Annotated in this window: 19 protein-coding genes; 7 read left to right on the forward strand and 12 right to left on the reverse strand. The window is 73.9% G+C overall.

Annotation, left to right across the window (positions count from 1 at the left end; all coding sequences use genetic code 11):
* Positions 1 to 91: 91 nt before the first annotated feature.
* From ACFV3E_RS21075 to ACFV3E_RS21110, 8 genes are all read right to left on the reverse strand, one after another.
* Positions 92 to 991, reverse strand: a complete 900-nt coding sequence (locus ACFV3E_RS21075; RefSeq protein ID WP_500536001.1) for a hypothetical protein — start codon at positions 989 to 991, stop codon at positions 92 to 94.
* Positions 992 to 1,012: 21 nt separating this feature from the next.
* Entirely contained in the window at positions 1,013 to 1,807 is a 795-nt protein-coding gene (locus ACFV3E_RS21080) for a hypothetical protein (protein ID WP_500536002.1), read from the reverse strand.
* Between the two features lie 111 nt (positions 1,808 to 1,918).
* A complete protein-coding gene (locus tag ACFV3E_RS21085; protein ID WP_499513220.1) occupies positions 1,919 to 2,593 on the reverse strand; it encodes a hypothetical protein in 675 nt (224 codons plus the stop codon).
* Between the two features lie 104 nt (positions 2,594 to 2,697).
* The gene (locus tag ACFV3E_RS21090) at positions 2,698 to 3,495 is read right to left on the reverse strand and encodes a type III pantothenate kinase (protein WP_499513219.1); all 798 of its coding nucleotides are present in this window, start codon (positions 3,493 to 3,495) and stop codon (positions 2,698 to 2,700) included.
* On the reverse strand, positions 3,495 to 4,499 hold the full coding sequence (gene nadC, locus ACFV3E_RS21095; RefSeq protein ID WP_500536003.1) for a carboxylating nicotinate-nucleotide diphosphorylase: 1,005 nt from the start codon (positions 4,497 to 4,499) through the stop codon (positions 3,495 to 3,497). The genes ACFV3E_RS21090 and nadC overlap by 1 nt, the downstream gene beginning before the upstream one ends.
* Positions 4,496 to 6,226: an L-aspartate oxidase gene (locus ACFV3E_RS21100; protein ID WP_500536004.1), complete on the reverse strand. Its 1,731-nt coding sequence runs from the start codon at positions 6,224 to 6,226 to the stop codon at positions 4,496 to 4,498. The genes nadC and ACFV3E_RS21100 overlap by 4 nt, the downstream gene beginning before the upstream one ends.
* The gene (panC, locus tag ACFV3E_RS21105) at positions 6,223 to 7,077 is read right to left on the reverse strand and encodes a pantoate--beta-alanine ligase (RefSeq protein WP_500536005.1); all 855 of its coding nucleotides are present in this window, start codon (positions 7,075 to 7,077) and stop codon (positions 6,223 to 6,225) included. Before panC ends, ACFV3E_RS21100 begins: the two co-directional genes overlap by 4 nt.
* Complete coding sequence (locus ACFV3E_RS21110) at positions 7,074 to 8,009, reverse strand: Rossmann-like and DUF2520 domain-containing protein (RefSeq protein WP_500536006.1); 936 nt, start codon at positions 8,007 to 8,009, stop codon at positions 7,074 to 7,076. Before ACFV3E_RS21110 ends, panC begins: the two co-directional genes overlap by 4 nt.
* Before the next feature lie 102 nt (positions 8,010 to 8,111).
* Here ACFV3E_RS21110 and ACFV3E_RS21115 point away from each other — a divergent pair, with 102 nt between their 5' ends.
* Positions 8,112 to 9,245 carry a threonine aldolase family protein gene (locus ACFV3E_RS21115; protein WP_500536007.1) on the forward strand — a complete coding sequence of 378 codons (1,134 nt, stop codon included), beginning with the start codon at positions 8,112 to 8,114 and terminating at the stop codon, positions 9,243 to 9,245.
* 626 nt (positions 9,246 to 9,871) lie between these two features.
* Here the strand turns inward: ACFV3E_RS21115 and ACFV3E_RS21120 are convergent.
* The 3 genes from ACFV3E_RS21120 to cdgB all read right to left on the reverse strand — a co-directional run bounded on the left by ACFV3E_RS21120 (position 9,872) and on the right by cdgB (position 13,582).
* Positions 9,872 to 10,564 (reverse strand): response regulator, encoded by a 693-nt coding sequence (locus ACFV3E_RS21120; protein WP_500536008.1) that lies wholly within the window; start codon positions 10,562 to 10,564, stop codon positions 9,872 to 9,874.
* Positions 10,565 to 10,607: 43 nt separating this feature from the next.
* On the reverse strand, positions 10,608 to 11,801 hold the full coding sequence (locus tag ACFV3E_RS21125; protein WP_500536009.1) for a sensor histidine kinase: 1,194 nt from the start codon (positions 11,799 to 11,801) through the stop codon (positions 10,608 to 10,610).
* 134 nt (positions 11,802 to 11,935) lie between these two features.
* On the reverse strand, positions 11,936 to 13,582 hold the full coding sequence (gene cdgB, locus ACFV3E_RS21130) for a diguanylate cyclase CdgB (protein ID WP_500330202.1): 1,647 nt from the start codon (positions 13,580 to 13,582) through the stop codon (positions 11,936 to 11,938).
* A 436-nt stretch (positions 13,583 to 14,018) separates the two neighbouring features.
* Between cdgB and ACFV3E_RS21135 the strand changes: the two genes are divergently transcribed.
* Positions 14,019 to 14,492: a flavin reductase family protein gene (locus ACFV3E_RS21135; protein WP_500333838.1), complete on the forward strand. Its 474-nt coding sequence runs from the start codon at positions 14,019 to 14,021 to the stop codon at positions 14,490 to 14,492.
* Positions 14,493 to 14,532: 40 nt separating this feature from the next.
* Here ACFV3E_RS21135 and arfB read toward each other — a convergent pair whose 3' ends face one another.
* Complete coding sequence (arfB, locus tag ACFV3E_RS21140) at positions 14,533 to 14,976, reverse strand: alternative ribosome rescue aminoacyl-tRNA hydrolase ArfB (RefSeq protein WP_500330255.1); 444 nt, start codon at positions 14,974 to 14,976, stop codon at positions 14,533 to 14,535.
* Between the two features lie 159 nt (positions 14,977 to 15,135).
* Here arfB and ACFV3E_RS21145 point away from each other — a divergent pair, with 159 nt between their 5' ends.
* From ACFV3E_RS21145 to ACFV3E_RS21165, 5 genes are all read left to right on the forward strand, one after another.
* Positions 15,136 to 15,711 (forward strand): TerD family protein, encoded by a 576-nt coding sequence (locus tag ACFV3E_RS21145; protein WP_499513210.1) that lies wholly within the window; start codon positions 15,136 to 15,138, stop codon positions 15,709 to 15,711.
* 70 nt (positions 15,712 to 15,781) lie between these two features.
* A complete protein-coding gene (locus ACFV3E_RS21150; RefSeq protein WP_500536010.1) occupies positions 15,782 to 16,330 on the forward strand; it encodes a GNAT family N-acetyltransferase in 549 nt (182 codons plus the stop codon).
* Positions 16,327 to 16,821 (forward strand): hypothetical protein, encoded by a 495-nt coding sequence (locus tag ACFV3E_RS21155; RefSeq protein WP_500536011.1) that lies wholly within the window; start codon positions 16,327 to 16,329, stop codon positions 16,819 to 16,821. The genes ACFV3E_RS21150 and ACFV3E_RS21155 overlap by 4 nt, the downstream gene beginning before the upstream one ends.
* 55 nt (positions 16,822 to 16,876) lie before the next feature.
* Positions 16,877 to 17,278: an SHOCT domain-containing protein gene (locus ACFV3E_RS21160; protein ID WP_500536012.1), complete on the forward strand. Its 402-nt coding sequence runs from the start codon at positions 16,877 to 16,879 to the stop codon at positions 17,276 to 17,278.
* Between the two features lie 82 nt (positions 17,279 to 17,360).
* On the forward strand, positions 17,361 to 18,335 hold the full coding sequence (locus ACFV3E_RS21165) for a zinc-binding dehydrogenase (RefSeq protein WP_500536013.1): 975 nt from the start codon (positions 17,361 to 17,363) through the stop codon (positions 18,333 to 18,335).
* Positions 18,336 to 18,402: the final 67 nt, after the last annotated feature.

The raw sequence follows: 18,402 nt of genomic DNA on the forward strand, positions 1-18,402 counted from the left end.
CCACCGGGGGACGTATCCCCCCGGTCGGGCGAAGCCGTGGCCCCGGTCCGCGTCGTCGCGGGCCGGGGCCACGGTCGTCGCTGAGGGGCGGCTACGCGCCCGTACGCGCCCTGCGGCGGACCGCCGCCATCAGGAGGGCGCCCAGGACGGCGCAGGCCGCCGAGCCGGCCGCCAGGGGACGTACAGGCCCCGCGCCGGTGGCGGCGAGGGAGCCCGTCCCGCCGGCCGGAGCCACGCCGGAACCGCCCGAGGTGCTCCCGCCGGAGCCGGACGACGCCTCGGCCGTGACCGTGAGGACGCCCGCGTTGTTCTTCTGGCCCTTGCGGTCGACGCCGTAGTCCGAGGCCGCGAAGACCAGGCCGGTGGCCCCTTCCAGTGCCCGGTCCGCGACGAGGGTGAAGGAGAAGGTCTGGGAGGTGCCGGGCTCGATCGAGTGGCGTGTGTGGCAGTAGTAGATCGTCCCGGTCGGCACGGGCGCGACGTCCTGCGGGTCGTCGCCGAAGGTGACGCCGCCCGGGTAGTCGTCCCAGTCCGCGCTCGTGGTCAGCCTGCAGGCGCCGTCGCGCGCCGTGACCCGCACCCCGCGGGGGATCTCCACCGCGACCCAGGTGGCCGGCCCGGTCCCGCTGGTGCCGCGTGCCCGCACGGCCTCGTCGCCCTCGTTGCGCAGGCCCACGACGGCCTTCGTCCGCTCGCCGACGGTCGCCCGGACCGTGTCCCCGATCGCGACCAGGTCCGCCCCGCGGTGGCCGGGGGCCGGGCCCTCGGGGTCGTACATCGTGACGTCCAGGCCGCCGAGGTTGTCGGTGTAGTCGACGTCCCAGCCCTCCTGCGCGGCGAGCTTCCGGGCCGCCGTCCCGGGGCCGCGCGTGTCCTTCGCCGCCGGGGCGGACGTCTTGCGGACCAGGGTGAGCGGCGCCCCGGTGCCGGGGGTGCCGAGTTGTGCGTCGTCGTCGAGGTTTCCGCCGATCAGGTCGGCCTGGTAGCCCACCCTGCCGTCGGTGGCGCCGGACTAGACCTCGATCTTCAGCGGCTGCGCGAGTTCCCACACCTCGCCCGGGGCGATGTCGGTGGCGAAGTGGCAGACGAAGGCGTCCTCCGGCTGGCCCACCGGGGCGTGGCGGCAGTTGCCGAAGTCGTCCGCCATCACCAGGCCCGTGCCGAAGGAGCGGGTGAGGTTGGTCCGCACCAGGACGGAGACGCCGCCGCGGGTGGGCCGGTCACCGGCGTTGGCGATGACGACCGGCAGGTCGAGGGTGTCGCCGGGCCGCACGTCGGAGGCGGTGGACGACTTCGGCACGACGAGGTCCGGGCCGCTGCCGACCGTGATCCGGGTGGCGGTCATGCTGTCGGGATCCGGCCCGGCGTCCTTGGCGCTCACCGAGTAGCGCAGCGTCGCGGCGTCGTCGGTCCTGGAGCCGGAGGCGGCCCGCATCCTCACGGGTATCGCGGTGCCGGCGTGGTCGACCGTGCCCAGCGAGCAGGTGGCCGTGGCGCCCGAGGTGGTGCACAGGTCCGCGGGGAGCGCCACGTCCACGACGCCGGCCAGGGCGGCGAGGTCCATGGTGACGACGACCTCGTGGGCGGGCTCCGGCACCTGCCCGTCGTCGAAGCGCTGGACCAGGGCGGTGATCTCGAACGTCTTGTACGCGGTGCTCGTCGCCGCCACCCCGACGTCGCCGGGTGCGGTCAGGTGCAGTTCGGCTCTGAGGGGCTCGGCCGAGGCCGCGCCCGCCATGACGGCGGATCCCGCCGTCGCGGTCATGACGGCGGCCGCGGTGCAGACCGCGAGCCGGATGAGTCTCATGCCGGGTTCCCCCTGAGGAAGTCGACGGTCAGGTGGCGCACCCGTGAACGCACGGGAGACGTCACGGGAAGGACCCGTGACGTCTCCGGAAGGTTGTGCGGTGACCCGGCGTCAGCCCGTGGCCCGCTCCTCGGGGGGCGGCGGCGTGCGGCGGCGCGGCGGGAAGATCTCGGCTGGCGTGGGCACCTTGCGCTTCTCCTCACCGGGGTCCGGCGCGGCCGGCTCGGCGGGGGGCGTCTTCGGCTCGGGCTTGGGGCCCGGCTTGGGATCGTCGGAGGCGGCCCGTCCGCCGGGCAGCGCGCGCAGCCGGGCCCTGCCGGTGGAGGGCGTGCCGCAGGGCTGTGAGGGAGCGGGGATGCGCGCCTCCAGGCGGGCGCGCACGTCGAGTTCCGCCAGGTGCTCGCAGCGGCGCAGCACGGCCCGCCTGCGGTGCGCCTCGGCGTCCGTGCACGGCGCGTCGTGCAGTCGGCGCAGCGCGGCGAGGTCGTCCGGCAGGGGCACGTAACCGGTGTCGAGCGCGCCTGTCAGCCGCTCGAGGTAGCCGGCGGCGCTGCCCGGCAGCGCCGCGCGGTACCGGGCGAGTTCCGCGAGCTGGAAGGTCCGCAGCCGCCCGCCCTCGCGGGCCGCCTCGTCGATGTCCTCGGCGAGGCGCAGATAGTCCCTGACCTCGTCGGGGGTGGGGATCATGGTGCTGGACTGGAGGGCCGCTGAGAGGGCGCGCCGGAGCACGCGCAGTTCATCCGCGCTGAACGCCATTCCGCCTCGGGACCCGTGTGGCGTGGGCATGGTCTGACTTTACGTACTAAGCGAACAAAATACGCGTAACCAGATATGGCCGGGCGCGCCGCGTGCCTCCCCCGTCCGCCTGCCGGGCCGCGCCCGCCGGGCCGTCAGGTCGTCGACACGTTCCGCTCGTAGACCAGCCGGAGGCCTATCAGGGTCAGCCAGGGCTCGTGGACGTCGATGACCGCCGACTCACCCAGCACCAGCGGCGCCAGCCCGCCGGTGGCGATGACCGTGACGTCGTCCGGGTCGTCGGCGAGCTCCCGCGCCATCCGCTCGGCCACGCCGTCCACCTGGCCGGCGAAGCCGTACAGGATGCCGGACTGCATGGCCTCGATGGTGTTCTTGCCGATGACGCTGCGCGGGCGGGTCAGCTCCACCTTGCGCAACTGGGCGCCGCGGGCACCCAGGGCGTCCACGGAGATCTCGATGCCGGGGGCGATGGCACCGCCGGCGTACTCGCCGCGCGTCGTGACCGCGTCGAAGGTGGTGGCCGTGCCGAAGTCCACCACGATGCACGGCCCGCCGTAGAGGTGGACGGCGGCGAGGGAGTTGATGATCCGGTCGGAGCCGACTTCCTTGGGGTTGTCGGTGAGCACCGGGACGCCGGTCTTGACGCCGGGCTCGACGAGGACCGCCGGCACGTCGCCGTAGTAACGGCGCGTCACCTCCCGCAGCTCGTGCAGCACCGAGGGGACGGTGGAGCAGATGGCGATCCCGTGGATGTTGTCGCCCAGCTCCTCGCCGAGCAGCGGGTGCATGCCCATCAGGCCCTGCATGAGGACGGCCATCTCGTCCGCCGTGCGGCGCGCGTCGGTGGAGACCCGCCAGTGCTCGACGATCTCGTCCCCGTCGAACAGCCCCAGGACGGTGTGGGTGTTGCCGACGTCGATGGTGAGAAGCATCAGTCCCGCTCCGACCCCTCGGACCGCAGGTCCAGCCCGATGTCGAGGATCGGCGAGGAGTGCGTCAGGGCGCCCACGGCGAGGTAGTCGACGCCGGTCGCGGCGTAGGCCCGGGCGTTGTCCAGGGAGAGCCGGCCGGAGGACTCCAGCAGGGCGCGGCCCGCGACGATGGCGACCGCCTCCTCCGTCTCGGAAGGGGTGAAGTTGTCCAGCAGGATCAGGTCCGCGCCCGCCTCCAGGACCTCGCGGACCTGGTGCAGGGTGTCGGCCTCGACCTCGATCGCCAGCTCGGGGAACTCTTCGCGGACGGCCTTGAAGGCCGCCGCCACGCCGCCCGCGGCGACCACGTGGTTGTCCTTGACCAGGGCCGCGTCCGACAGCGACATGCGGTGGTTGACGCCGCCGCCGCAACGGACCGCGTACTTCTCCAGCGCGCGCAGGCCCGGGGTCGTCTTCCGGGTGTCGCGGACCTGCGCCTTGGTGCCCTCCAGCGCGTCGGCCCAGCGGCGCGTGGTGGTGGCGATCCCGGACAGCCGGCACATCAGGTTGAGCGCGCTGCGCTCGGCGGTCAGCAGGTCCCTCGTACGGGTGCGCACGGAGAGCAGCACTTGACCCGCCTCGACCCGGTCGCCGTCCTCGACGTGCCGCTCGACCTCGAACTCGTCGGTGCACACGATGGACAGGACCGCCTCGGCGACCCGCAGCCCGGCGACCACGCCGGCCTCGCGCGCGGTGAAGTCACCGGTGGCCAGGGCCTCCTCGGGGATGGTGGCCACGGTGGTGACGTCCACCCCGCCGTCCAGGTCCTCCTCGATGGCCATGTGCGCGACGTCCTCGACCAGCACCGGGTCCAGCCCGGCGTCGACGAGCAGCCGCGCGAGGTCGGGGTCGAGACCGCACTCGTTCGGGTCGTGCGCGTAGTCGTCGCCGGCACCGCAGCCGCAGCCGTCGCCGCAGCCACCGCCGCCGCCGATCTGCAGGAGGGGGAGGTCGGGCGTGCTCATCGCAGGTGCTCCGTTCCAGGACGGGTGGCGGGAAGGTCCGCTGTGGGGGTGGTGCGGATGGTGAGACTAGTGGGTGCCGCGGGCAGCCCCGCACCACCGGCGGGGAGCCGGACGACGATGTGCCGGCGCCAGTTCTCGTCGTCGCGCCCGGGCCGGTCCTCGCGCCAGTGGCAGCCGCGGGTCTCCTCACGGCGGCGGGCCGCCTCGACCAGGACCCGGGCGACCAGGCAGAGGTTGGTCGCCTCCCAGGTCTCCACGCAGGGCTCGGCCGTCTTGCCGTCGCGCTCCAGCAGTTCCTCGGCGTCGGCGTACATCCGGCTCAGCGCCGCCGCCGCGCCGTCCAGGCTGTCCGCGCTGCGCAGCACTCCGGCGCCGCGCGTCATGATCCGCTGGATCGCGAAGCGGGCCTCGGAGGGCAGCAGCGGGGAACGGCCCGGTTCCGGGACCACCGGGGCGCCGGGGGCCGCGGGGTGCTCGGCGATGTCGGCGGCGATGCGCTCGGCGAAGACCAGCCCCTCCAGGAGGGAGTTGGACGCCAGCCGGTTGGCGCCGTGCACGCCCGTGCAGGCGACCTCGCCGCACGCGTACAGGCCGGGCACCGTGGTGCGGCCGTGCAGGTCGGTGCGGACGCCACCGGAGGCGTAGTGCGCCGCGGGCGCCACCGGGATCGGCGTGGTGACCGGGTCGATGCCGTTGGCGCGGCAGGCGGCCAGGATCGTCGGGAACCGCTGCTCCCACATCCGCGCGCCGAAGTGCCGGCCGTCGAGGTACATGTGCTGGGCGCCGGTCTCCTGCATGCGGCGCATGATGCCCTTGGCGACGATGTCGCGCGGCGCCAGCTCGGCCAGCTCGTGCTGGCCCTGCATGAAGCGCACCCCGTCGGCGTCCACGAGGTACGCGCCCTCCCCGCGCACGGCCTCGGAGACCAGCGGCTGCTGGCCCTCCGCGTCCGCGCCGAGGAAGAGCACCGTCGGGTGGAACTGCACGAACTCCAGGTCCGAGACCTCCGCGCCGGCGCGCAGCGCGAGCGCCACCCCGTCGCCCGTGGACACCGCCGGGTTGGTCGTGGCCGAGAAGACCTGCCCCATGCCGCCGGTGGCCAGCACCACGGCGCGGGCCCGCACGGCGCCGACGCCGTCACGCTGCCCCTCGCCCATGACGTGCAGGGTGACGCCCGCGGTACGGCCTTCGGCGTCGGTCAGCAGGTCGAGCACGAGCGCGTTCTCGATGAACTCGATCCTGGCCTCGCGCACGGCCTCGATCAGCGCCCGGGAGATCTCCAGGCCCGTCGCGTCGCCGCCCGCGTGGGCGATCCGGCGGCGGTGGTGGCCGCCCTCCCGGGTCAGCAGGATCTCGCCGGTGGCCTCACTGGTGTCGAAGTGCGCGCCCGTCGCGATCAGCCGGCGGACGGCGTCTGGGCCCTCGGTGACCAGGGTGCGCACCGCCTCCTCGTCACAGAGGCCGGCGCCCGCCACAAGGGTGTCGTCCAGGTGCTGCTCCGGGGTGTCGCCCTCGCCGAGGGCGGCGGCGATGCCGCCCTGCGCCCAGCGCGTGGAGCCGTCGTCGAGCCGCGCCTTGGTGACGACGGTGACCTTGGCGCCCTGCGCGGCGCAGCGCAGCGCCACCGTCAGCCCGGCGACGCCGGAGCCGACCACCACCACGTCCGCCTCGTGCGCCCAGCCGGGCGCGGGGGAGTGCAGCCGTATGCCTGTACCTGTGCCGCTCATCGGCGGGCTCCGAACTCCAGGGGGATGTTGTCGATCAGCCGGGTCGTGCCGACCCTGGCGGCGACCGCGAGCACCGCCGGCCCGGTGTGGCCGGGGGCGGCCTCGGTGAAGTCGCGCGGGTCGATCAGGGCGAGGTAGTCCACGGCGAGGCCGTCGCCCTTCTCCAGCACCGTCCGCGCCGCGGCCCGTACGGCCTCCGGCCCGTCGTCCAACGCGTCGCGCCCGGCGAACAGGGCGCGGGAGAGGGTCAGGGCGGTCCCGCGGTCGCCGTCGGAGAGGTACCGGTTGCGGCTGGACAGGGCCAGGCCGTCCGGCTCGCGGACCGTGGGCACGCCGACGATCTCGGCCGGGAAGTCCAGGTCCGTCACCATGCGGCGGATGAGGGCCAGTTGCTGGGCGTCCTTCTGGCCGTAGAAGGCGACGTCCGGCCGGGTCAGGTGGAGCAGCTTGGCGACGACGGTCAGCATGCCGTCGAAGTGGCCGGGGCGAACGGCGCCCTCGTAGCCCTCGCCCATCGGCCCGGCGCTGATCCGCACCTGCGGCTGCCCGCCGGGGTAGACCTCGTCGGCGGCGGGCGCGAAGACGAGGTCGGCGCCGGCCCGCCCGGCGGTCTCGACGTCGGCGTCGAGGGTGCGCGGGTAGCGGTCGAAGTCCTCGTCCGGCCCGAACTGCAGCGGGTTGACGAAGACGGTGACGACCACGGTGCCGTCCCCCACCCGCTCGCGGGCGGTGCGCACGAGGGTCGCGTGCCCCTCGTGCAGCGCGCCCATGGTCATGACGACCCCGACCTCGCCGGGCCGGCCCTCGACGGCCGCCCGCAGCTCGCGCGCGGTGTGCACCAGCCTGGTCATCGCTTTCCCCCCTCGGCGCCGTCCGCCAGGACGCCCAGCAGCGCCTCCGCGAACTCCGGCTTCAGCATCCCGCCCGCCAGGGCGCGGTCCGCCGTGGCGCGGGCCATCGCGACGTACGGGGCCACCATCTCCGGCGCGTGCCGGCGCAGCTCCGCCAGGTGCGCCGCGACCGTGCCCGCGTCGCCGCGGGCGACCGGGCCGGTGAGGGCCGCGTCACCGGAGCGCAGGGCGTTGTCCAGGGCCGCGCCGAGCAGCGGGCCCAGCATGCGGCCGGGTTCGGCGACGCCGGAGGCGCGCAGCAGCTCCATGGACTGGGCGACCAGGGTGACCAGGTGGTTCGCGCCGATCGCCAGGCCCGCGTGGTAGAGCGGGCGCGCCGACTCCTCGATCCACTCGGGCTCACCGCCCATCTCGATCACCAGGGCCTCGGCCGCCATCCGCAGCTCCACCGGTGCCGTGACGCCGAACGAACAGCCGGCCAGCCGCTGCACGTCGACGGAGGTGCCGGTGAAGGTCATCGCGGGGTGCAGGGCCAGCGGCAGCGCGCCCGCGCGCAGGGCCGGCTGCAGCACGCCGGTGCCGTACCGGCCCGAGGTGTGCACCAGCAGCTGGCCCGGCCGTACGGCTCCGGTCTCGGCGAGGCCGGTCACGAGCTCCGGCAGCGCGTCGTCCGGCACCGTCAGCAGGACGAGCTCGGAGCGGGCCAGCACCTCGGCCGGCTCCACGAGCGGCACGTCGGGCAGAAGGGCGGCGGCACGGCGGCGTGAGGCGTCGGACACACCCGACGCCGCGACCGGGTGGTGCCCGGCGAGCTTCAGCGCGGCCGCGAGCGCGGTACCGACCCGTCCCGCGCCGACGACGCCGACCGTGAGCCGCGCGGGGCGGGCCTCCACGTCGGGGGGCAGGGGCCCCGGGGTGTGCGATGCGTTCACGCTGCGCTGGCCTTCCGTTCCAGTCCTCACGGGGGTACCGGACGTTCTCGTCAATGCTACGCGAATGTTTCCCCGCGCCCTCCGGGGCGGCAGGATCGGTCCATGACCTCTGCCGATGACGAGAAGGCGCGGCGCATCGCCGCCGTACGCGCCTGCGACCGCGTGCTGTCCCACGGGAAACCCGCCACGATGCGGGAACGGCTGGCCAGACTGGCCGGCCGGGACGGCCTGGAGCGCCCCGTGGACATGTACGGCGACGGGATCGTCGCCGAACTGGAGCACCGGGTGGCCGGGTTGCTCGGCACGGAGGAGGCCGTCTGGTTCCCCACCGGGACGATGGCCCAGCAGGTCGCCCTGCGCTGCTGGGCGGGACGCACCGGCAACCCGGTCGTCGCGCTGCACCCGCTGGCCCACCCCGAGGTGCACGAGCGCGGCGCGCTGTCCGCGCTGAGCGGGCTGCGGACCGTCCACCCCACCACGGCCCGCCGCATACCGGACGCGGACGAGGTGCGCGGCATGGACGAGCCCTTCGGCACGCTCATGCTGGAGCTGCCGCTCCGGGACGCCGGCTTCGTCCTCCCCACCTGGGACGAACTCACCGCCACCGTGGCCGCGGCACGCGAGCGCGACGCCGTCGTCCACTTCGACGGCGCCCGCCTGTGGGAGTGCCCGCCGCACTTCGGGCAGCCCCTGGGCGAGATCGCGGGGCTCGCCGACAGCGTGTACGTCTCCTTCTACAAGTCCCTCGGCGGCGTCTCCGGCGCCGCCTTGGCCTGCCCCGCCGACCTCGCCGCCGAGGCGCGCACCTGGCGGCACCGCTACGGCGGGCTGGTCTTCCAGCAGTGGCCGGCGGTGCTGGCGGCACTCGACGGGCTCGACCACGAACTGCCGCGCCTGCCGGAGTACGTGGCCCACGCGAAGGTCGTCGCGGCGGCCCTGCGGGACGCACTCGCGGCGGGCGCGGGCTGGGTCCGGGTCCACCCGGACGTGCCGCACACGCACCAGTTCCAGGTGTGGCTCGCACAGTCCCCGGACCTCCTCAACGAGGCCGCGGTGCGGCAGGCCGAGGAGACCAAGACGGCGCTCTTCGGCCGCTGGGCGGAGGCGGAAGTGCCGGGGGTCGCCATGACGGAGGTCACGGTGGGGGCGTCCGCCCTCGAGTGGGACGCCGCCGCCGTGGGGGACGCCGTCGCGGACTTCCTCCGTCTCGTCGACGTCGCCCGTGGCACCGCCTGACGGCTGCGCCGGGCCGCCCGGGTTTTTGTGTGCGAGTCGTTTGCGCCTGCGGCGGGCGGTTCCCCGCCCGCCCCCCTCCCCCAGCCTTCGGCCGGGGGGACCCCCATCCGGCGCGGTCAGTGCGGGTCTCGCACCATGTGCCTGGGTCGGGGCCGCGCCGGCGCACGTCCTCAGCCTTCGGCCGGGGGGACCCCCACAGCGCTCGCGGTTTGGCCCTACATCGTTCGGCGCTGGGTCCGCCGCTCGTCTCCCCCAGCCTTCGGCCGGGGGGACCCCCATGGGCGCACCCCGCCACACCCCCTCCTGCCGTATGGGCGACTAACGGCCGGAGGGGGTGAGAGAGCCGTCCGGGGTCGCCGCAGGTGCCTTACTCACCCTCCACCAGCCGTCATGCGCCGCGACATCGGGAGGGGGTGTGGCGGGGTGCGCCCGGAAGCGACGAGCGGCGAACCCGGCGCCGAACGATGTCGGGGTAAACCGCGAGCGCTGAGGACGTGCGCCGGCGCGGCCCCGACCTCACGCCAACGGAGCGCAGGCCCGCACTGACCGCGCCGGGCAATCGGGCGGGCGGCGGGGAAACCCCCAACCGCAACCGCAACGCACCCGCACACGACAACGCGCAACCGCTACGCGGCGCCGCCGCTGCCGGCGCGGACGAGCCCCGTCTCGTACGCGAGGACGACCGCCTGCACCCGGTCCCGCAGATCCAGCTTCGTGAGGATGCGCCCGACGTGCGTCTTCACCGTCGCCTCGCTGAGCACCAGCTTCGCCGCGATCTCCCCGTTCGACAGCCCCTGGGCGACCAGCAGCAGCACCTCCCGCTCGCGGTCCGTCAGCCGGTCCACCTCCTTGTGCGTCGGCTGGCTCGTGCTCGGCAGCAGGGGGGTGAAGCGGTCGAGCAGGCGCCGCGTGGTGCTGGGGGCGACGACCGCGTCGCCGCTGTGGACGGCGCGGATCGCCGTGAGCAGCTCGTCCGGGGGCACGTCCTTGAGCATGAAGCCGCTCGCGCCGGCCTTGAGCGCGGAGAAGGCGTACTCGTCGAGGTCGAAGGTGGTCAGGATGAGCACGCGGGGCCCGCCGTCGTCGGGGGTGCGGTCGGGGGCGCCGCAGATCTGGCGGGTGGCCTCGACGCCGTCCAGGCGGGGCATGCGGACGTCCATGAGGACCACGTCCACCGGGGTGGTGCGCAGGGTCGCGACGGCTTCCGCGCCGTCCCCCGCCTCGGCGACGACCTCCATGTCGGGCTGGGCCTGCAGCACCATGCGGAAGCCGGTGCGCAGCAGCACCTGGTCGTCGACGAGCATCACGCGGATCGCCATGGGTCCGGTCCTCTTTCCCTCTTCTGTCGTCATTCGGTTCCCGCTAGCGGGAAGCCTTCACCGGGAGCACCGCGCTGATCCGGAAGCCTCCACCGGGGCGCGGGCCGGCGTCCAGGGAGCCGCTGACCATGCCGACGCGTTCGCGCATGCCGATGAGGCCCTGGCCCTGGCCGTCCTCGCCGCCGCCTTCGTAGAGCTCCTGCTGGGCGCCGCGGCCGTCGTCCTCGATGAGGAGGCTGAGGTCGCCGTCGCCGAAGGTGAGCCGGACCTTGGCGCGCGCCTCGGGCCCGCCGTGCTTGCGGGTGTTGGTGAGCGCCTCCTGCACGATGCGGTACGCGGTGAGCTCGACGCCGCTGGCGAGCGGCCGGGACTCCCCCTCGACCTCGAAGGCGACCGGCAGGCCGGCGCCCCGGACCTGCTCTATGAGGTCGGTCAGCTGGTCGACGCCGGGCTGCGGCACGTACTCGCCGCCCCCGTCGTCGCCGGCGCGCAGCACCCCGAGCAGGCGGCGCATCTCGGTGAGCGCCTGGCGGCCGGTGGTGGAGATGGTCTCCAGTGCCTGCTTGGCCTGCTCCGGGGAGGCGTCCAGCACATAGGCGGCGCCGTCGGCCTGGACGACCATGACGGAGACGTTGTGGGCGACGACGTCGTGCAGTTCGCGCGCGATCCGGGCGCGTTCGGCGGCGACCGCGGCCTTGGACTGGGCCTCGCGTTCGCGCTGCAGGCGGGCGGCGCGTTCCTCCAGCTCGGCGTAGTAGGCGCGGCGGGTGCGGAGGCTGTCGCCGATCACCCAGGCGAGCAGGAAGGGGACGGCGAGGAAGACGGCGGAGACGGCGTCGGCCCATTGGCCTTCGGTCTCGTTGGGCCAGCGCAGCGTGGAGATGGTGGAGGCGACCAGGCCGCCGGCGAGGGCGAGCCGGGACGCCCAGCGGGCGCCGTTGGCCGCGACGGTGTAGATGATCACCAGCATGGCGAAGTCGCCGGGGTTGACCTGGACGTCCAGCAGCAACTGGAGCGCCCCGACGAGGACGGCGAGCAGCAGCATCTTCTCCGGCATGCGGCGGCGCAGCGCGACCACGGCGGACAGCGCGAGGACCAGCGGCACGGCGGCGACCCGGGAGTGCGCGTGCAGGTCGTCGGCGACGATCCACAGGGAGGAGATCCCGAGCAGGACGAGGGCCCAGAAGCCGTCGACCCAGGTCGGGTGCCTGCGGAGGAAATCGTAGAGACGCTGCACGTAACCCAGCGTAGGCATCCCGGATGCGTGCGGGAGTCAACCGGAGGAGCGATCCGGGGTACTCCCCAGGGTGGACGCGCGCCCTCCGCCGAGGATGAGGCCACCGGGCCGCCGGGGGTGCGTCCTCCGTACGGTCAGCCCGCGGCGCGGCGGTGGCTGCGGGTGCCGTTGCGGGAGCGCTTCTCGATGTACATGCGCTGGTCCGCGGATTGCAGCACCTCGTCCGCGGTCATGCCGCAGCCGGCCCAGCCGATGCCGAAGCTCGCCCCGACCCGGACCGCGCGGCCCTCGAAGCGGATCGGCGGGATGATCGCGTTGCGCAGGCGGACGGCGAGGTCCTCGGCGTCCTCCCGGCCGAGGCCGTCGGCGAGGACGACGAACTCGTCGCCGCCCAGCCGGGCCACGGTGTCGCCGTCCCGCACCGCGCTGGTGAGGCGGCGGGCGACCTCGATGAGCACGGCGTCGCCGGTGTGGTGGCCGAAGCGGTCGTTGATCGACTTGAAGCCGTCCAGGTCGCAGAAGAGCACGGCCAGGCCCTTGCCGCCGTCCGCGTCGTCGGAGGGCGCGACGGTGTGGGTGTGGTGGTCGAAGCCGGACAGCCGGGCGGCGCTTTCGATCGGGTCGTAGTCGTAGGTGTAGGCGAACTCGTCAGTGCCCGCGTGGGCGGCGGTGTGGCCGTCGGCGTCCGGGGCCTGCGGACGGGCGCAGATCTTGCCGGACAGCCGGGCGCGCAGTTCGGCGCTGTTGGGCAGGCCGGTGAGCGAGTCGTGGCTGGCCCGGTGGGCGAGGGCGATCTCGCGGCCCTTGCGCTCCTCGATGTCCTCGACGTGGGTGAGCAGGAAGCGCGGCCCGTCGGCGGTGTCGGCGACGACGGAGTTGCGCAGGTTGACCCACACGTAACTGCCGTCGCGGCGCTGCAGCCGCAGTTCGGCGCGGCCGCCCTCGGCGCTGGTGCGCAGCAGGACGCCGACGTCCTCGGGGTGGACGAGGTCGGAGAAGGAGTGGCGGCGCAGCACCGCGGCCGGGCGGCCGAGCAGCCGGCACAGCGCGTCGTTGGTGCGGACCAGCTTGCCGTGCTGGTCTCCGCCCATCTCGGCGATGGCCATGCCGCTGGGGGCGTACTCGAAGGCCTGCCGGAAGCTCTCCTCGCTGGCCCGCAGCGCCTGCTGCTCGCGCTCCAGACGGACCAGGGCGCGTTGCATATTTGCACGTAGACGCGCGTTGCTGATGGCGATGGCGGACTGGAAGGCGTACATCTGCAACGCCTCGCGGCCCCAGGGGCCGGGCCGGCGGCCGCCCACGGGACGGTCGACGGAGATGACGCCGATCAGCTCGCCCCCGCCGGCCGGGTTGGCGTACATGGGGGCGAGGAGGCGGTCCTCGGGGTGCCACTCGTCGGGGAAGCGGGGCGGCGGGCCGTCGCCGGGCCAGCTGGGGACGTCGTCGCCGTCCAGGACCCAGCCCTCGTGGTGGGGTATGAAGCGCAGGGTGCCCCAGCGCTCCCCCATGGTGAGCCGGCGCTCCCAGGAGGCGCGCGAGCCGACCCGGCCGGCCATCAGGGCCTCCGCGGCGGCACTCCCGGCGACGGCGGCGACGACCAGGTCACCGTCCGGGCGTACGAGGTTGACCACGGCCAGTTCGAAGCCGAGGCCCTTGACGACGCCGTCGGCCACGGCCTGCAGGGTGTCGGCGAGGCTGCGCGCGCAGTTGAGGTCGGCCACGACCTGGTGCACCTGGCGCAGGGTCGCGAGGCGGACATACGGCTCCGACTCGGTGTCCATGCGCTCTCCCCGGGCCCTCGACGACAACTCCTGAGACTGCTTGTGGTCCGTTGTGGTCCAATTCCCACCGCAACTGAATCACAGCGAGCAGTTCGACCGGTACACAGGGTCAACAATTCATGCCCCTTGTGACTCAAGTCACATCCGATTGTCGTGTTCCGATCACGCAGCGTAGAGCAGGCCGGTGTTCCGCCTTCACCCATTGAACACAATCGAGCAGGTGAGCGGGGGTCGTACGACCGGAAGCGGGCGTGGCCGGGAGGTCCTAGGACCTGGCTCGATCCGAAGTCCGATGCGGGTGGTGCGGCAGTCCGGCTAGCGTCGGGGCGTGTCACAGTCAATCACCTCCGCGCCCCGCATCCCGCATCCTGGGACCGTGCCCGACGGTTCCGAGCCACCCCTCACGGGCGTGGACAGCGATGCCTTCCGCGCCGCCATGAGCCGCCTCGCCGCGGGGGTGGTCCTGGTGACCGCCCACGACCCCGAGGACGGCCCGCGGGGCGAGGACGTCGGCATGACCGCGACCGCCTTCGTCTCGGTCTCCCTGGAGCCGCCCATGGTGCTCGTGAGCCTGCGCGAGGGGTCCCGCATGGACGAACTGCTGGAGCGCCGGCGGCGCTGGGCGGTGTCCGTGCTGAGCGAGAGCCAGCGGCACATCGCCGGGCGCTTCGCCATGCGCGGCCGCATCAGCGACCGGCTGCTCTTCGAGGACGTCGCCTACTACCGCGGCGAGGTCTCGGGGGCTCCGATACTCGGCGGCGGCCTGGCCGTGCTGGAGTGCGAGACCGAGCAGCGCGTCCCGGCGGGTGACCACACCCTGGTGATCGCCCGCGTGCTGACCGCGCGCACCCCCAGCGCCGACGGCGCGCCGCTGATGTACTTCCGGGGCCGCTACCGGCACCTCGGCTGAGGAGCCCGGCAGGGCCGCGCGCGGAGGACGCCGCCAGGGCTCAGGACCAGCCCCGCGGGTCCCGGCCGCGCTTGGTGTCGCCGCGGCGCTTCTTCTCCCGCAGCCGCCGCTCGTTGATGCCGCGCGGGATCTTCGTGGGCCTGCGCACCTTCGGCGGCGGCGCCGTCGCCTCGGCGAGCAGCGCCGCCAGGCGCGTCATCGCCGCCTCCCGGTTGCGCCACTGCGAGCGGTGCTCGGAGGCCCGCACGACCAGGACGCCGCCCACCAGGCGGGAGGCGAGCCGCTCCAGGGCACGCTTCTTCCACACCGGGGGCAGCGACTCGGAATTGGCGAGATCGAATCGCAGCTCGACCTGGCTGTCGGAGGTGTTCACGTGCTGGCCGCCCGGTCCGGACGACCGGGAGAAACGCCACATCAGCTCGGCCTCCGGAAGGGAGACCGAGCCGCGGACGACGAGAGGGGGCGGCCCGGACATGTCCCCCATGATCCCGCCGACGGCCGCCGGAGTCACAGGATTTTCCGGGACATGGCCCGGGAGGCGTTTTTCGCCGTAAAGGAACCATGCCGGCCTCTCACGACGTTCCCCCCTGTGAAGGTAGCGTCGTCGTCGGCACGAATGACCGACATCACGGAGGGGACTCCCATGGCTGTAAGCCTGTCGAAGGGCGGCAACGTCTCGCTCACCAAGGAAGCACCGGGCCTGGCGGCCATCACGGTGGGTCTTGGCTGGGACGTGCGCACCACCACCGGCACCGACTTCGACCTCGACGCGAGCGCCATCGCGCTCAACCCGAGCGGCAAGGTCTACGCGGACGCCTACTTCGTCTTCTTCAACAACAAGCAGACGCCGGACCAGAGCATCGTCCACACCGGCGACAACCGCACCGGCGAGGGCGCGGGCGACGACGAGGCGATCAACGTCAACCTGGCGGGGCTGCCCGCCGACATCGAGCGCATCGTCTTCCCCGTCTCGATCTACGACGCCGAGACCCGCAGCCAGAACTTCGGCCAGGTCCGCAACGCCTACATCCGCATCGTCAACCAGGCCGGCGGCGCCGAGATCGCCCGCTACGACCTCAGCGAGGACGCCGCCACCGAGACCGCCATGGTCTTCGGCGAGCTCTACCGCAACGGTGCCGAGTGGAAGTTCCGCGCGGTCGGCCAGGGCTACGCCTCCGGCCTCGCCGGCATCGCCACCGACTTCGGCGTCGGCCTCTGACACCCGTCGGGTCCCGCGAGCCTCACTTAATGAGGCGCTCCGTGCCCCGCACGCGACTAGCGTGCGGGGCATGCTGGTGCTCGAACCCCTACTGCCGGTGGACGGCTCCCTCCCGCCCGGCGTCCTCGCCGGGCTGACGGAGCTGTACGCCTCCAACCCCGCCTTCCACCGCGCCACCGGTGACTTCCCCGACCCCGGGTCCGTCACGGCGGACCAGGTCGCGAGCAGCGTCAACGCCGAACTGGCGCACCCCGCCACCGAAGTGCTGCTCGCCCGCGACGGCGCCGACGGGAACCTGGCAGGCCTCGCCGTCACCCTTGCCGAGCACCCGGATCCTCTCGACCCCTACCCCTGGATCGGCCTGCTGATGGTGCACGGCGGCCGGCACCGCTCGGGGCTGGGACGCGAACTCGCCGGGCTGGTCGAGGAACGGCTGCGCGCGCGGGGACGGGACGGCGTGCGTTTGGCGGTGCTCGACAGCAACCCCGGCGCGCTGGCGTTCTGGCGGACGCTCGGCTACCGGGTGATCGACCACCGCGAGGACCGGCAGATGGGCCGCCCCTGCTCCGTCCTCCACAAGGACCTGCCGCCGGGGCCGCCGCGTACCATCGGCGGGTGATCGACCTCGGCTACTCGCTCTCCCGCCGCTTCCCCGACCCCCCGCAGACCGACTACCGCACCGCCGACGTACGGGCGCTGCGCCACGACCTGTTCTGCGGGGACGTCTACCTGGCGGACGTGACGGCCGACCGCGAACTGTCCACAGCCTGGGGATGGGTGCCGGTCCTCGACTTCGCGTGGGCGCTGTGCGACATCGTCGAGCAGCTGGACCGCGACCCGCTCGGCAGCCGCGCGGCCCGCCCCCAGTACGCCGAGCTGGACTTCACCGAGTCCACCGACCGGCTCCGCTTCCAGCGCCGCTTCGGTTTCGTCGACGTCGGCGCCGACTGGGCGCCGGACGACCGGCCGCTCTCCTTCCCCCACGCCGAGCTGCGGGGCGAGGCCCGCGACTTCCTGCACGACCTCGTCGCCGACCTGACGGACATGCACGACGGCCTGGACGCCAACCCCGCGATCTGGGACCTGACGGCGCGGTTCCCCCGCCTGTAGCCCGAACGGCGCAATCCCAGGTGCGGGACCCGTACGGCCGCCGTCCACTTGGGGCATGGACGACTACCCTCTGCTGAACCTCTTCTGGACGATGCTCCTGATCTTCTGCTGGGTGCTGTGGTTCTTCCTGCTCTTCAGGATCATCGGTGACCTCTTCCGCGACCACACGGTCGGCGGCTGGGCCAAGGCCGGCTGGATCATCCTGCTGATCTTCCTGCCCTTCATCGGCGTGCTGATCTACGTCATCGCCCGGGGCAAGGGCATGGCCGAGCGGGACCAGAAGCAGGCGAAGGAAATGGACGCGGCCTTCAAGCAGTACGTGCGGCAGGCCGCCGCGGGCGAGGGCGGAACGGCTGACGGCAACGTCGACCAGCTGTCCAAGCTCGCCGAGCTCAAGAGCCAGGGCCACATCACCGACGAGGAGTACACCAAGGCGAAGGCGAAGCTCCTCGCTTGACCTCAACCCCGGTTGAGGTCGGACAGTGGGCGGTGCGGATCATCCGACCGCCCACTGTCGTCGTGTCCAGGGGGAAAGCACCGTGCACGCCATCCGTCTCCACGCGTTCGGCCCGGCCGGGAACCTGAGCTACGAGAGGACCGAGGACCCGGAGCCCGGCCCCGGCGAGGTGCGCATCGCCGTCGCCGCCGCCGGCGTCCACGTGATCGACACCGCCATCCGCTCCGGCGACCCCAAGGGCCCCTACCCGCTGCCCGAGCTGCCCACGGTCCCCGGCCGCGAGGTGGCCGGCACCGTGGAGGCCGCCGGGGAGGGCGTCGGCCCCGAGTGGCTCGGCCGGCGCGTCGTGGCCCATCTGGGCATGGCGCCGGGCGGCTACGCCGAACTCGCCGTCACCGCCGTCGAGAAGCTCCACGTGCTGCCGGACGGCAAGGACGCCGCCGAGGCCGTCGCCATGATCGGCACCGGCCGCACGGCCCTGGGCATCCTGCGCCAGACACCGCTCGGCCCCGCCGACACGGTCGTGGTCACCGCGGCGGCGGGCGGGCTGGGCAGCCTGCTGGTACAGGCCGCGCGCACCGCGGGCGCCGTCGTCCTCGGGCTCGCGGGCGGGCCGGCCAAGACCGCGCGCGTCCTGGAGCTGGGCGCGGACGCCGCCGTCGACTACTCCGCCGAGGACTGGACGGACACCGCCCGGGCGGTGCTCGGCGGGCGGCCGGGCACGGTCGCGCTCGACGCGGTCGGCGGCGACCTCGGCCGCGGGGCGGTTGACCTGCTGGGCCCCGGCGGGCGGCACGTGGTCTACGGCTGGGCGTCCGGCGGCCCGCTGGAGTTCACGCCCGGCGAACTGGCCGCGCGCGGCATCACCTCCCAGGTCGTCCTCGGTCCGGCGATGCTGCGGTTCGGCCTGCGGACGCTGGAGGAGGAGGCCCTCGCCGCATGGGCGGCCGGGCGGCTCACCCCCGCCGTGCAGCGCTTCCCGCTCGCCGAGGCCGCCGCGGCGCACAGGGCCCTGGAAGGCCGCGGCACGATGGGCAAGGTCGTCCTGGTTCCGTAGGGGCCGCCGGCGACGGGGATCCGCTCACGCCCCCGGCCGTCCCGCGCCCGCGGGCGCCTCCGGCGGC

It is taken from the genome of Streptomyces sp. NPDC059718, assembly GCF_042733315.1.
Classification (GTDB): Bacteria; Actinomycetota; Actinomycetes; order Streptomycetales; family Streptomycetaceae; genus Actinacidiphila.